This window comes from Lysinibacillus sp. NPDC056220 (assembly GCF_049315265.1).
GTDB classification, from domain to species: domain Bacteria; phylum Bacillota; class Bacilli; order Bacillales_A; family Planococcaceae; genus Lysinibacillus; species Lysinibacillus pinottii.
This window is the reverse complement of the sequence record NZ_JBMOXD010000001.1, coordinates 20,534-33,944: the sequence shown is the minus strand read 5'-3', so window position 1 is coordinate 33,944 and position 13,411 is coordinate 20,534. Positions and strand designations below refer to the sequence as shown.

Below are 13,411 nucleotides of genomic sequence, written 5' to 3'. Positions count from 1 at the left end.
CAGTTTTTTTCAAATAGGGAAAAACTCGCGTAGTCTGTTCAACGACTACGCAAGTTTTCATTAATCTTGATTGCTTGGAAAGGCAAAGGAGGATGTAGTGTCACCACCCTGTGCAATCCATTTCTCTGAAATGGTCTTTGTTTTCGTAAAGAAGCGTACTTGATCGGGTCCAAACATATGCCCCTCACCAAATCTTGAGCGTTTCCAGCCACCAAAATTATGATAGCCTACTGGAATGGGGATAGGTACGTTCACGCCAACCATCCCTACTTCAATTTCAGTAGTGAATTTACGAGCAGCTGCTCCATCATTCGTAAAGATTGTCACGCCATTACCCAATTCATGTGCATTTATTAAGGCAATCGCTTCATCTAATGAACCTACACGGACAATATTACGGGCTGGTCCAAAAACCTCCTGCTCATAAATTTCCATACCTGGTTTAACATGATCGAGGAGCGTAGGACCGAGATAAAACCCTTGTGATTGCTTGGAAATTTCCGGATGTCGTCCATCACAAACGATGGTTGCGCCTTCCTCTAAGCTACGATCAATATAACCAATAATTGTTTCCTTCGAATGCTGTGTAATAACTGGACCAAAATCAACGTCGGAATCTGTATAAGGCCCCACTTTTAATTTGGCAATTTTTTCAGCCAGGAGCGTGACTAATTTATTCGCTGTATCCTCTCCTACAGGAATAATGGTAGAAATAGCCATGCAACGCTGAGAAGCCGCACCATAGGCTGCACCTAAAAAGGCATTTGCGACATGCTCTAAATCCGCATCTGGCATGACAACCATATTATTTTTCCCACCGCCTAGCGCAGTCACCCGTTTCCCAAATTTAGAAGCCGTCGCGTATATAGTTTCTGCAACTGGAGTCGACCCTACAAAGGATACAGCTTCAACTTTTGGGTTTGATAAGAGCTCATTGACGGCATCTTTATCACCGTTAATGACCGTCCATACGCCATCCGGTAAACCTGCCTTTGTCCATAGCTCTGATAAATATAATGCAGAACAGGGGACGCGTTCAGACGGTTTTAAAATGACGCAGTTTCCAACGGCTACAGCCATACTTGTGATGGCTAGTGGGACCATAACAGGGAAATTAAATGGTGAAATGGCAGCCACTACGCCTAATGGAGCTTTGGAAGAATAAGCGTTGATTTGACCACCTACATTAACCGAATACTCACCCTTTAGTAAGTGTGGGGCATTGATGGCTAAATCAACCGATTCTAAACCACGTGCAATTTCACCTTTCGCATCTTCTTTGGTTTTTCCACTTTCCTTACAGATTATATCGATGAGCTCATCCATATTGTCTGTCAATAATTGGCGAAACCTGAGCATGATTTCTGCACGTTTTCCAACGGATAATGCGCGCCATGCTGGGAAGGCTTTTTTGGCAGCAGTGATTGCTTCTTTTACCTCATCTTGTGTTGCTAGAGAAACCCGCGCAATGACGGAACCCGTACTTGGATTGTATACATCAGAAAAATATCCGCTTTTTCCCAAAACAGTTTGTCCATTGATAAAATGGCCTAATTCTTGAATATCCGTATTTGTTACCATTGAGCTGTCCTCCTACAATTTTATAGAATGTAAGGCTTGAGTGAATTTTTCCACAAGGAAGTCGATCTCCTCTGAGGAGACAATTAGTGGAGGAGAAAGCGTTAAAACATTATTGTAACCTGCCACAGTTACACCGTTTTTTCCAATAATTAGCCCATGTTCTTTACAGTGCGCAATGACTTTATTAACAAGTGTGACATCTAGTGGAATTTTGCTCTTTTTGTCTTGTACAAGCTCTATACCTATCAAAAGTCCTTTTCCACGAATATCCCCAACAAACGGGTTCTCCTTTAATTCCTCTCGTAAAGTTTTCAGGAGAGTATCACCTAACGTAGCCGAATAGTTAAATAAATTTTCCTCTTCCATAATTTCAATGTTTTTCAATGCCACGGCACAAGCGGCTGGCGAGCCACCAAATGTGTTAACATGGCGGAAGAAATCGTAATCGTCATTCCCTGCAAAAGCCTCATAAATTTCACGTCGAACAGCAGTAGCAGATAGTGGCATATAAGCGCTTGTTAAGCCCTTTGCCATTGTCACAATATCAGGCTGGACACCATAGTTTTGGAAACCAAAAGCTTTACCCGTACGCCCAAAGCCACAAATCACTTCATCCACAATTAATAATGCACCATGTTTTTCACAAACTGCTTGTACCCCTTGTAAGTAATTCTCATGGGGCATGATCACACCGCCGCCCGTTATGATAGGCTCCATGATGACAGCAGCAATGGACTCTGACATTTCCCATGTCATCACATGGTCGATCGCTTGCACAGATGGCAATGCACATGGATCCTTACTTTGAATATGGTCTTCATTGGCGCGATATGAGTCAGGTGGCGTGACATGGATAAAACCAGGTGCTAATGGCTCATATTTGTATTTTCGCTGAGCTTGTCCAGTTGCCGCTAAGGCTCCCATCGAGCTACCATGATAGGCACGATAGCGGGAAATAATCTTCGTTCGATTGAGCTGTCCTTTTTGTTGGTGATATTGTCGAGCAATTTTGAAGGCAGCTTCATTTGCTTCAGAGCCACTGTTCGAGAAAAAGACGACATAATCATCTCCTAAAAGCTCACTAATCTTTTCACTTAATTGAATAGCTGGGATATGTCCGACAGATAACGGTGTATACGTATTTTCTAGTAATTGATCATAGGCAACTTTAGCAATTGCCTCTCGACCATAGCCAACATTTACACACCATAAGCCCGCCATAGCATCTAAATAGCGTTTTCCTTCTATATCGGTAATCCATGCGCCCTTAGAAGATTGGACAATCAACGTTGCTTTAGGGTTATATGGCTTCATGGCGTGCCAAACAAATTGTTCGTCTTTGACTTGCCAATTCGGTCTTGTTACATTGGTCACTACACTCACTCCTTCTATACAGGTAATGGCTGAGCATGCATACGTTTTGAGTCTAATGTGGACAACAAAAATGCAAAGTCGACCCCATTTGTACTTTATATGTATGCCTTAAGTGTTTTAGAAGGAATATTTTATGAAAGAAAAGTCGGATATTTAATCTATTGATGTGTTAATACGTCCTCAATTAAAAAGGCAATATATAGATTGGTCTTTGTAAAGGGATTACTTAAGTCCATATCTAATAGCCATTCAATTTTTTTTATTTTATAAAGAACGGTGTTGCGATGAATAAACTGTCGTTCACTAATCCTACTTGTACTGCCATTTTCCTCAAGAAAGATGCGTAAAAATGGCACATAATCTGTGTTGTGCACATCATCATAGTGATAAAGTTGACCTAGTATATCGTGGCTGAAGGATTTCATGAGTGATTGATTTTGCACAGCCATAATAATTTTATAGGCACCTATTTCCTTATATTTGTATAAAAAACGATTGTTGTGGAGCTGAGCTAAATGAATGACCGTTAATGATTCATCATAACTTTTACGGACATTTTCAAGCTCTTTATGGTAGTTTCCTTTTCCAATAATAATATCCAAGTAACCATTTTTTAACGTGATTTTTTCATAGATTTCTTCAACGATTTTTGAGAAGGGTATATTCGGTGTATTGATCTGTGTTTTATCAATTAAAAAGATGAGGTAGTTTTTATGTTTTAATTTTAAGAAGCGTTGATAGTGATTTTGAAAAGCGAACTGCACCAAGACCTCATATCGATCGATGGAGGCTTGAGTGCCGACCGTTGTACAAGTAATGATGGCTAATTCTCTCCCTTGGGGAAAACCTAGCTGTGCTAGTTGATCTTTCATTGCATTAGCGTTTTGTTTGTAATGGAATAATAAATTGAACAGAACCTTTTCTTCGATGGATAGCTCCTGATGGTGGTTGGCAATAAACTGAAAGGTCGTTTTTAATAGATCAGCTATTCTATAATTCCATGGCATTTGAAAAATAGGGAAATCATTTTGATTGGCAAAAGAGATGACAGCTTCTGGAATATCAGGAATGAATGGACCTGTATTAATAATAAAACCAGCTACTTTTTTAGCGTAGGCTTGTTTCACAAGTTGTTCTAATGAATCTTCGTCTGCATCTAAATTAATACCAGTTGTGACGACTAATTCATTGGGTCTACAAAACATGATTAAATAATTGCTTTCAACAACATTAATACCCGTAACTCTTCGATACGTACCACTATGTCCAGCGACTAATGTGAGCATTGGGAATTGAACTCCCTCCACAATTTTACGAATCGTCCCCATATTTCCCCCCCTTAATTATGAACATAACTTACCATATATGATGTGCAGTTGCACATATTTTTTTAGTTTTCTATCCATATCTCTCAAATTATATCTATTTTAAAATGTTTAATAACTACTGTGAAAGAGAGGACTTGCATATGTATAAATGTAATAGTAGACGATTGCAAGAGTTAATTGAACAATTTAGTCAATTTGGGGCTACTGATAAGGGTGGCGTCACACGTTTGTCTCTTTCGGATGAGGATGTATTAGCAAGAAACTATTTTTGTGAGTGTTGCGAAGCTTTAGGTATGGACATTCATGTGGATGATATGGGAAATATTTATGCGACTCTTCCTGGGAAAAAGGATATGCCACCAATCGTGATGGGTTCTCATTTAGATTCGGTGGAAAAGGGCGGAAAATTCGATGGTGTATTAGGCGTCTTAACAGCTATTGAGGCCATTCGAACTATCAAGGAAAATGAAATTGAAGTAGATATTCCGCTTATGATTGTCAATTTCACGAATGAAGAAGGGGCTCGTTTTGACCCAGCAATGATGAGCTCAGGGGTTATCACCTCAAAATTTGACAAAGAAAAGATGCTACAATCCACAGATAAAAATGGTGTTCGTTTCCATGAAGCGTTACAAGCGAGTGGATATGAGGGAGAGCAAGGCAATCGTCTGAAGGAAGCCCTCGCTTATATCGAATTGCATATTGAGCAAGGGCCAGTGTTAGAAGCCAAACAACGAGAAATTGGAGTTGTAGAAGGTGTGCTTGGTATGGTTTGCTACGAAATTACAATTACAGGGCAATCGAATCATGCTGGTACGACACCAATGGCAATGCGGAAAGACCCTATGATTGTTGCATCAACGATTATAACTGAATTACATGAGCAGCTAGGAAAGATTGATGAGCAATTAGTGTTTACATTTGGTCGTATGAACGTGGTTCCTAATATTCACACAGTCATCCCTAATAGGGTGACATTTACGATTGATTCACGTCATCAAGATCCTGAGGTGATGGAACAGGTTGAGGATATTCTTAATGCGCTACCAGAAACCGCAGGAGGGTGTAATATCCACCCAGTAAAGCTGTGGGGGAGAGAAACCGTACATTTTGATGGAGCCATTTGTAATGAAATAGAAAGAGCCTGCCAGAGCTTCGGTTATACTGCTCATCGCATGTTTAGTGGGGCAGGGCATGATGCCCAGTATATGGCAAGTATGGTTCCGTCGGCCATGATTTTTGTTCCAAGTATTCAGGGGAAGAGTCATTGTGAGGAAGAGGAAACAACCTTTGAGGATTGTTCAAAGGGAGCAGATATTTTACTAGAAACGGTTCTAACGCTACAAACAAAATTTAGTATGGGCGAAACTTATACATTGCATTAAACATGAAGTATTCTCGAATTTTGTGATGAAGGGTGAGGGGCACAGTGAAAAAAATTATTAAAGGTGGAAGAGTAGCTACTGCTGCGGATGCATTTGAGGCAGATATTTTAATTGATAATGGAAAAATTGTGCAAATCGGAAGGGATTTAAGTGAGGATGGCGCTGAAATCATTGATGCAACTGGTAAATATGTATTGCCAGGGGGGATTGATCCTCATACACATTTAGATATGCCATTTAATAATACGGTAACAGATGATGATTGGAAGTCTGGTACGATTGCGGCGGCTTTTGGTGGGACAACTACTATTTTAGATTTTTGTCTAACAGCTGGTGAAGAAAAATTATCAGCAGCTATAGAAAAGTGGCATGACAAGGCCAAGGGAAAGTCTGCTATTGATTATGGATTTCATTTAATGATTGGCGATTTAACGCCTGAAACCGAAGCCGAATTACCTCAAATTTTAGAGCAAGAAGGAATTACCTCTGTCAAAGTCTTTATGGCCTATGCTAAAGAATTCCAAGCCTCAGATCGAACACTCTTTAAGGCGTTTAAAATTGCCAAAGACCTTGGAGCGTTGGTGATGGTCCATTGTGAAAATGGCTCTGTGATAGATGAGCTTGTTGAAGAAGCAAGACGTGCAGGTCAAAAGGAGCCGATTTATCATGCTTTAACTCGTCCGGCCGAATTAGAGGGAGAGGCAACAAAACGTGCCATCGAGTTAGCACACATTGCTGGAGCAAAGCTATATGTAGTGCATGTAACATGTAAAGAGGCGGTGGATGAAATTATTACCGCTCGTGAAAAGGGCTATGACGTCTATGGTGAAACATGTCCACCCTATTTAACACTCGATCAATCAGCTCTTGCACAGCCAGGCTTTGAAGGAGCTAAGTATGTTTGGTCACCACCCCTTCGTCCAAAATATCATCAAGAACATTTATGGAATGCCCTGAAGGCGAAACAGCTTCAGACAATTGGCTCTGACCAATGCTCCTTTAGCTTTAAGGGGAAAAAACAATTAGGCCTAAATGATTTCTCAAAAATCCCAAATGGTGGACCTTTCATTGAGGATCGTTTCAGTATTTTATATTCTGAAGGTGTTGCAAAAGGTAGAATTACGATTCATGAATTTGTTGATATGATTTCTACAAGTGCTGCAAAAATATTTGGTTTATTCCCTCAAAAGGGAACAATCGCCATTGGCTCTGATGCAGATATTGTTATTTTTGATCCAGAGGCAAAACGCCAAATTTCGGCTAAAACACACCATATGAACGTCGACTATAACCCATATGAGGGATGGGAAGTGACTGGTGAGCCTGTTAGTGTGCTAGTACGTGGCGAGTATGTCATTAAAAATAAAGAATTTGTTGGTGTACTAGGTAGCGGACAATATATTAAACGTCCATTAAAAGCAGTAGCTGCGGAAGCCTTGAAGATCTAGCTTCCTTCCGTTTAGAACCGATTGTTTTGGCTGGAGAACAAAACAATCGGTCTAGTAATTGGGTGCACGGAAAAAATGAACACATGAGGGGGATGTGGAATGGTTCCGATTCAAGAAAATGCGATGACCGTACAGCTAAAACGTAATTTTGTGGAATTAAAAAACAAGATGACAAAGAATGAGGCTATTGAGGAAGCCAATCGTTGTCTCTATTGCTATGACGCACCATGTATTAAAGCGTGTCCGACAAGTATTCAAATCCCAAATTTTATAAAAAAAATCGCATCTGGTAATATGAAGGGTTCTGCTACGACTATATTAGAAGCAAATCCTATTGGTGCTAGCTGTGCAAGGGTTTGTCCAACAGAAGAACTATGCGAAGGAGCGTGTGTTTTAAACTCTTCAACAAAGCCAATCAAAATTGGGGAGTTACAGCGGTATGCAACAGATTGGGCAATGGATACGAATGTCCAGCTATTTAAACAGGGGCAAAGTAATGGACAGAAGGTAGCCATTATTGGAGCAGGCCCTGCTGGTTTATCGGCAGCCAGAGAACTCAGCCGTTTCGGTTATCAAGTAACCATCTATGAGACCGAAGCGAAGGCAGGCGGCTTAGGGAGTTATGGGATTGTAGCTTTCCGATTACCAAACGATGTTGTAGATTGGGAAGTGGAGCAAATAGAACAGCTTGGAGTGGATATTCAAACAAATACGACGGTTGGTGTCGACATTACTGCGGATGAAATTTTGGCAGAATATGACCATGTTATTTTAGCTGTTGGTATGGGGGCTGTTCCAAATCTAGGCATTGAGGGTGAAGATTTAGAGGGTGTCCACGATGCTATTGAGTTTGTCAGAAAAACAAAAATGGGACCGCTTACAAATGATATCGTAGGAAAACGTGTAGCTGTTATTGGTGCAGGAAATACAGCCATTGACGGTGCTACAAGTGCGGTGCGTTTAGGTGCAGACAATGTCCAAATACTTTATCGAAGAACGCAAAAGGAAATGACTGCCTATAAATTTGAGTATGAATTTGCTAAGCAGGATGGTGTGGAATTTAAATGGCTCACAGCACCAAAGAAAATTATTGGTAATGAGGCTGGTAGGGTGACAGGCATTGAATGCGTGAAAATGAAGCTTGGGGAGCCAGGACCTGATGGTCGACAAAGACCAGAGGAAGTGCAGGGCTCTAATTTTATCCTTGAAGTGGATGCTGTTATTAAAGCTATTGGGCAAACCCGTTTTGTTTCATTAATTGAAGCATTCGGTTTAGCGCATACAAATGGGGTTGTTGATATAAATGAGACAACGATGCAAACGTCTAATGACAAAGTATTTGCATGTGGAGACGTTGTCTTTGGCAATGGACAGGGAGAGGCGATGGTGGTGACTGCTGTACAGCAAGGAAAAGATGCAGCATACAAGATTCATGAACGTTTAAGAAAACCAAGTGAGATTGCATAAGGGGGGAACTTACATGGCAGACTTACGCATTAACTTAGCAGGCATCCAATCGCCGAATCCATTTTGGTTGGCATCCGCACCACCTACGAATTCAGGTTATCAAGTACAACGCGCATTTGAAGCTGGTTGGGGTGGTGCCGTGTGGAAAACATTGGGGGAGCCCATTTTAAATGTATCTTCACGTTTTGCGGCTGTTAGCTATAACGGTCAACGTGTAGCGGGCTTCAATAATATTGAATTGATTACGGATCGACCGTTAGAAGTGAATTTACAAGAAATATATGAGACAAAAAAGAAATTTCCTCATCACGCGATTATAGCCTCTTTAATGGTGGAGCCAAAGCAAGAAAAGTGGCATGAAATCGTAAAACGTGTAGAAGATGTGGGGGTTGATGGTCTTGAGCTTAACTTTGGTTGTCCACATGGGATGGCAGAGCGAGGGATGGGCTCTGCCTCTGGTCAAGTCCCTGAACTGGTGGAAAAGCAAACATACTGGGTAAAGGAAGTAGCACGTACACCGGTCATTGTGAAATTAACACCAAATATTACGGATATTACAGTTACGGCAGAGGCGGCTACTAGAGGTGGAGCAGATGCCGTAAGTATGATAAACACGATAAATAGTTTAGCAGGTGTAGATTTAGATACTTGGAATACAGTTCCTCATGTTGCTGGTAAAGGAGCACATGGTGGCTATTGTGGCCCAGCTGTAAAGCCAATTGCCCTTAATATGGTGGCAGAATGTGCTCGCAATCCATTAGTCAATGTACCGATTTCGGGCATTGGCGGAATTTCTAATTGGCAGGATGCCGCAGAATTTATTTTAATGGGTGCTACAGGCGTTCAAGTTTGTACAGCAGCGATGCACCATGGCTTTAGTATTGTGGAGGATATGATTGATGGGTTGAACAATTATTTAGACGATAAAGGTTTAGCTTCCGTCATGGATTTAGTAGGTCGCTCCGTTTCAAGATATTCAAACTGGGGTGATTTAGACTTAAATTATAAAATTGTCGCAGAAATTAATAATGATGTTTGTATAAATTGTAACAAGTGTCATATTGCTTGCGAGGATACATCACATCAATGTATTGACCTTTATACTGAAAATGGACGTCCATTGCTAAAGGTTCGTGAAGAAGACTGTGTAGGTTGTAATTTATGCTCTATTGTTTGTCCAGTGGATGGTGCAATTTCTATGGTTGAACGAAAATCAACCGTTCCACCAATGACATGGAATGAACGCCAAACGCTCATTAGTAGTCTCTCAAAATAAAGACTTTTCATCTTTATTCAGTAGTAGACATTTATAGGGGGAAGCTCTAGCCTTTCGAACACCAACTGAATGAAGATAATGAAGAAAATCGAAATTCCACCTTCCTTCATTAATTGGCGATGGAGGAAGGAAAAACTTCAAGTAGTTGTCACGGAAATTAAAAAAAAGGAGAGAAACTTTATGGAACGTGACGGGAATTATTTAAAATCCCCAGATTTACTTCCAGTGACACATCAACAAAGAAATATTGGAACATTTGGTTTTGCGGTGATTTGGATAGGAATGGCGATTGTTTTAGCGGCTTTTGCAATCGGCGGTTCAGCAATTACCAATTTATCCTTACCAATGGTTATTTTAGCTACGTTGGTAGGTTCCTGTTTGATCGGTATCTTTATGACGTTAATTGGTGATATAGGTATTGAGCATGGATTATCATTCCCTGTTTATATGCGTGCACCATTCGGCACATTTGGAACTCATATTCCTTCACTTGTAAGGGGCATAACAGCCGCATGTTGGTTTGGTCTTAATACGTATTTTGGAGCATTAGCCATAAACGGCATTTTAAATTTATTGTTTGATTTTGATAATTGGTTTATTTGTTTCCTTGTATTTGCGGCGCTTCAACTCTTTAATACCTCATTAGGCATTAAGTCTATTGAGCGCTTCGCTGATTTAGCAGCGCCTGTCATTATTTTGATTTCTTGCTGGATGTATTACACATTGGCGGATCATGCCACATCACAAGGGAAAAATATTTGGACGTGGGTGGAAACGCCAACAACGGGCTTTGCCGCCTTTACAGCTTTTATGGTAGTGGTCATGGCAAACATGGGCTTTTGGTCAACGCTGGCAGCAGATATGCCATCATTATCTCGTTTTTTTAAAGCACCTAAAAATGAACGGAATTGGTTCAAGCGGAATAAAACACAGCTTGTAGGCTCCTTGATTGTTATGCCAATAACGAACACATTTATTGTTACAATTGGTGCAGTTTGTTATATGGCAGTAGCATCTGCTGATCCCATCAATGCTTTACAACAAAGTGCAAGTGGTTTTATTTTAGGTATCCTTTTGCTGATGATTGTGTTGGCACAATGGTCAACGAATACATCTGCTAATGTTGTGCCGGCTGCTACTATTTTCTCGAATATTGGTGGTCCAAAAGTACCGTTTTGGGTAGGGGTTGTTATTGCGGGGATTATTGGTATTCTTGCACAGCCCTGGAGTTTATTTAATGTGATGGTCAATGTTCTATTGATTATAGGTGGAATATTAACAGCGATTGTAGGGATTTTATTTGCGGATTATTATCTCATTCGCAAACGACGTGTACATGTCAAAGAACTGTATGAATTAGATGGGCAATTTAAATACTATAAAGGTTTTAATTTCGCTGGGTTAGTGGCCTGGGTAATCGGTGGTGCCGTTGCCAATATTTTTTCCGCTTATTCTTCTTTAGTAGGGTTTTTTGTAGGTGCAATTGTCTATTATGTGTTAGCAAAGTATTGGTGGTTTAAAAAGTATCCTCAAGCTGAGCTAGAAGATCCAAGTGATGCGAAGTATTTAGGTATTACGGTCGGACATAATTTGGATGAACTATTTGGTCAACAAGTCCCTGCGTTGACAGACCAAGAGGAAGAAGAGCTTGTGGAGCAACCAGACCCTCTGTTAGAAATAAAAGGTGCCGAATAAGTGAGACTACATCAAGACATTTTCAAAAGAAGGTGAGGTGATGGCATGTCTGAATTCCAACAAAGCACAGAGGAAATCGAAAAAGTAGATCATTATTTAGATAGTGGCTTTAAAATCAAATATGTCTACGAAAATTTAAGTGGGATGTTTGTAGAATTCGCTCGTCAGGAAGAAGTGACATTACTACAAATTCTAACGGCAGATGCACGAAAGTATTTCACAGCAAAATTACAGGAACAAACCCTTTTATAATAACAAAGTAGCCTCTATTTCATTGGCCGATGGTGGAATAGAGGTTTTTATGTTTGCGGGTTTGCTATGCAACAACAGTAAGCCTTTATGGGAAGGCAAAAAGGTGTCTCTAAGAATTTGTAAGAGACACCTTTTTTTTATCGTTTATTCATTTCGCTATTCTTTCGACCATAAGCCAAATAAACAATCAAGCCGATGATGAACCAAATACCACATGCAATCCATGTAAGAATAGAAAGCTGTGAAATTAAAAAGAGACATAATAAAAATGATAAAATCGGTAGTACTGGGAAAAATGGTACTTTAAAGCCTCCAGAAGGAATATTTTTATTTTTTCGTAAATACACCACACCGATGGATACAATGGTAAACGCCACTAATGTACCCATATTGACTAATTCAGCAAGCTTAGAAAGTGGCACAAAACCTGCACAAAAAGCTACTAGTAATGCAAATATCCATGTGTTTTTGACAGGAGTTTTAAATTTGGGACTTAGCTCAGCCATGCTTTTGGGCAGTAAACCATCACGGCCTAAGGCATATAAGAGTCGCGTTCCTCCATAAGACATAACTAATATAACGGTCATCATTCCTACTACGGCACCAAGGGAGATAATTCCCGCAATCCAATCTTGGTGGACAAGCTGCATCACATAGCTAACGGGGTCACTTACATTTAAGGCATGATAGGGAACAATCCCCGTTAATACCATTGATACGGCAACATAAAGCACGGTACAAATGAGTAAAGAGCCGATAATGCCAATGGGCATGTTCCGTTGGGGATTTTTTACTTCCTCAGCAGCCGAAGATACCGCATCAAAACCTAAATAAGCAAAAAATACAAGTGCCGCCCCACTGAAGACGCCGCTTATGCCAAATGGTAGAAAGGGCTCCCAATTAGTAGGCTTTACATAAAATACCCCTACGCCAATAAATAGTAAGATGACAGCTACCTTCAAGAAAACCATCCAGGAATTGAATCGAGTGGATTCTTTAATACCAAGCGTTAATAAAAATGCCGTAGCAAAAATAATAAAGATTGCTGGTACATTTATATATGTGCCAGCAGCAGGATTAAAGGCTCCTGAAATTGCTTGAGGTAGAACGATATGAAAGCCGGCAAGAAGTGAGTTTAAGTAAGATGACCATCCTGTCGCAACAGCAGCTACAGCCAATCCATATTCCAAAAGCAAAGCCCATCCTACTAACCACGCGACAATTTCGCCAAAGACAATATAGCCATACGTATAGGCGCTTCCAGTTACGGGGACACTTGATGCAAATTCGGAATAACACATGCCTGCAAAAGCACAAACAATGGCGGCAATAATAAAGGAAAAAACGATCCCAGGTCCCGCATGCGTTGCTGCCACCGTTCCGGGCAAGATGAAAATACCCGTGCCCACGATGGCACCAACTCCTAATAATAGAAGATCAAAGGCACCTAACGTTTTCTTTAGTTGAATAGTCCCTTCGTTTTGTAATAGTTCCTCGATTTCCTTTTTTCTAAATAATAGTTTACTCACAGTTACTCCTCTTTTTCTTAGAAATATGTGAAAATATTATACTTTTTTGATAATTGGGTCAATCTTTTTGCCGAAA

At 40.4% G+C, this 13,411-nt stretch carries 10 protein-coding genes; 6 read left to right on the top strand and 4 right to left on the bottom strand.

The annotated features are described in order from the left end of the window. Positions 1 to 60: 60 nt before the first annotated feature. The 3 genes from ACOZBY_RS00130 to ACOZBY_RS00120 all read right to left on the bottom strand — a co-directional run bounded on the left by ACOZBY_RS00130 (position 61) and on the right by ACOZBY_RS00120 (position 4,283). Positions 61 to 1,581 (bottom strand): CoA-acylating methylmalonate-semialdehyde dehydrogenase, encoded by a 1,521-nt coding sequence (locus tag ACOZBY_RS00130; RefSeq protein WP_422761185.1) that lies wholly within the window; start codon positions 1,579 to 1,581, stop codon positions 61 to 63. 12 nt (positions 1,582 to 1,593) lie between these two features. Next, positions 1,594 to 2,955, bottom strand: a complete 1,362-nt coding sequence (locus ACOZBY_RS00125) for an aspartate aminotransferase family protein (RefSeq protein WP_036161186.1) — start codon at positions 2,953 to 2,955, stop codon at positions 1,594 to 1,596. Between the two features lie 158 nt (positions 2,956 to 3,113). Further along, positions 3,114 to 4,283 (bottom strand): PucR family transcriptional regulator, encoded by a 1,170-nt coding sequence (locus ACOZBY_RS00120; RefSeq protein WP_422761183.1) that lies wholly within the window; start codon positions 4,281 to 4,283, stop codon positions 3,114 to 3,116. A 140-nt stretch (positions 4,284 to 4,423) separates the two neighbouring features. Here ACOZBY_RS00120 and ACOZBY_RS00115 point away from each other — a divergent pair, with 140 nt between their 5' ends. The 6 genes from ACOZBY_RS00115 (at position 4,424) to ACOZBY_RS00090 (ending at position 11,806) form a co-directional block, all read left to right on the top strand. Beyond that, positions 4,424 to 5,668, top strand: a complete 1,245-nt coding sequence (locus ACOZBY_RS00115) for a Zn-dependent hydrolase (protein WP_197223763.1) — start codon at positions 4,424 to 4,426, stop codon at positions 5,666 to 5,668. A gap of 44 nt (positions 5,669 to 5,712) precedes the next feature. Beyond that, positions 5,713 to 7,116 carry a dihydropyrimidinase gene (hydA, locus tag ACOZBY_RS00110; protein ID WP_197223764.1) on the top strand — a complete coding sequence of 468 codons (1,404 nt, stop codon included), beginning with the start codon at positions 5,713 to 5,715 and terminating at the stop codon, positions 7,114 to 7,116. 99 nt (positions 7,117 to 7,215) lie between these two features. Beyond that, on the top strand, positions 7,216 to 8,583 hold the full coding sequence (locus ACOZBY_RS00105; RefSeq protein ID WP_031418016.1) for an NAD(P)-dependent oxidoreductase: 1,368 nt from the start codon (positions 7,216 to 7,218) through the stop codon (positions 8,581 to 8,583). Positions 8,584 to 8,596: 13 nt separating this feature from the next. After that, positions 8,597 to 9,859, top strand: a complete 1,263-nt coding sequence (gene preA, locus ACOZBY_RS00100) for an NAD-dependent dihydropyrimidine dehydrogenase subunit PreA (protein ID WP_289449246.1) — start codon at positions 8,597 to 8,599, stop codon at positions 9,857 to 9,859. Positions 9,860 to 10,039: 180 nt separating this feature from the next. Next, positions 10,040 to 11,554 carry an NCS1 family transporter gene (locus tag ACOZBY_RS00095; protein ID WP_036162646.1) on the top strand — a complete coding sequence of 505 codons (1,515 nt, stop codon included), beginning with the start codon at positions 10,040 to 10,042 and terminating at the stop codon, positions 11,552 to 11,554. Between the two features lie 45 nt (positions 11,555 to 11,599). Next, positions 11,600 to 11,806, top strand: coding sequence for a hypothetical protein (locus ACOZBY_RS00090; RefSeq protein ID WP_012293686.1), 207 nt, complete (start codon positions 11,600 to 11,602; stop codon positions 11,804 to 11,806). Between the two features lie 137 nt (positions 11,807 to 11,943). On the opposite strand, the gene ACOZBY_RS00085 is transcribed toward ACOZBY_RS00090, so the two are convergent. Beyond that, on the bottom strand, positions 11,944 to 13,335 hold the full coding sequence (locus tag ACOZBY_RS00085; RefSeq protein ID WP_197150491.1) for an APC family permease: 1,392 nt from the start codon (positions 13,333 to 13,335) through the stop codon (positions 11,944 to 11,946). Positions 13,336 to 13,411: the final 76 nt, after the last annotated feature.